Genomic DNA, 1,460 nt, shown 5'->3' with positions numbered 1-1,460 from the left:
GATAGCGTCCCGGGGAGTGGTGGACTTCGGATCTGGCGTGGTTCACGCGTTGTGATCAACGAGTCATGGTGAACGCTAGGCGATTTGGTGTTGTTTGGCAAGTGCTGCCGCGGCGTGTTTGGCGGCGATCACGGCGCGTAGTTCGTCCATGGAGACATCGGAGAGGTAGCGGCGGGTGACCTGCCACTCGTCGTGGGATTCGATGACCACCGCGGTGGCCAGGCGAAGGAACGCCGCCGGATTGGGGAAGATCTCCACGACATCGGCCCGACGCTTGATCTCTTTATTCAGACGCTCTATCGGATTATTCGACCAGATCTTCTGCCAATGCGCCTTCGGGAACGCAGTGAACGCCAACACGTCGGTCTTGGCCTCGCCCATCATCGCGGCCACCTTCGGGAACGACGCGGCCAGGGTGTCGGCGACCCGGTCCCACTGCGCGGCGACCTCGTCGGGTTCGGTGTGAGCGAAGATGGTCTTGACCGCCGCGGTAACCGCCGGGGCGTGTTTGGCCGATACCGCGGTATGCAGGTTCCGCATGAAATGCACCCGGCACCGCTGCCACGATGAGTTCGTGAACTGCTGTGCCACAGCGACTTTCAACCCAGCGTGCGCATCGGAGATGACCAGGTGCACCCCCGATAGGCCGCGCGCCTTAAGCGAGGCGAGGAACTCGCGCCAGAACTCGAACGACTCGCTGTCACCGACCGCGGTGCCCAGCACCTCACGGGTGCCGTCGATCGACACGCCGGTCGCGACCACCAGGGCCTGGGAGACCACGTGCGCCCCCACGCGGACCTTGCAGAAGGTGGCATCGCAGAACACGTAGGGGAAGCTGGTGTGGGTCAGCGAGCGTTCCCGAAACGCTGTGATCTCGCGGTCCAGGCCGGCGCAGATCCGCGACACCTCCGACTTGGACACCCCGGTCTGCACGCCCATCGCCGTCACCAGGTCATCGACGCTGCGGGTGGACACCCCGTGCACGTAGGCCTCCATGATGACCGCGTGCAGCGCCTTGTCGATACGCCGGCGGGGTTCCAGCAGCGACGGGAAGAACGATCCCGCCCGTAGCTTGGGGATCTGCACCTCGATGTCCCCGGCGGTCGTGGAGACGGTCTTGGGGCGGTGCCCGTTGCGGTGCACCGTGCGGCCGTCGCTGCGTTCGTAACGGCCCGCGCCGATCGCCGCGGTGGCCTCGGCCTCGATGAGCTGCTGCAACCCGGAACGGATCAACTCGGCGAACACCGCACCCGAGTCAGCGGACTTCAGTGCATCGAGCTGAGCGAGCAGGGCAGAATGGTCAAGGGTCATCGCGCGGTTTCCTTCGGTGAGTCACTTTGGTACGTAACTCACTGACCACTACGCGATGGCCCACCCCAACACCGGCACCGACACGGCCTGAACATCTCCGCCCACCTCAGCCCCGTCCCCGAATTCCCACCACCCCAGGGGACTTAGCC

Annotated in this window: 1 protein-coding gene; it reads right to left on the bottom strand. The window is 65.1% G+C overall.

Features of this window, described 5'->3' with window-relative positions; genetic code table 11:
* Positions 1-75: 75 nt before the first annotated feature.
* Positions 76-1,311 (bottom strand): IS256 family transposase, encoded by a 1,236-nt coding sequence (locus ACJH7A_RS30475; protein ID WP_036437208.1) that lies wholly within the window; start codon positions 1,309-1,311, stop codon positions 76-78.
* Positions 1,312-1,460 lie beyond the last annotated feature (149 nt).

This window comes from Mycobacterium sp. SMC-17 (assembly GCF_045310915.1).
Classification (GTDB): Bacteria; Actinomycetota; Actinomycetes; order Mycobacteriales; family Mycobacteriaceae; genus Mycobacterium.
This window is presented reverse-complemented; position numbering and strand designations above follow the sequence as displayed.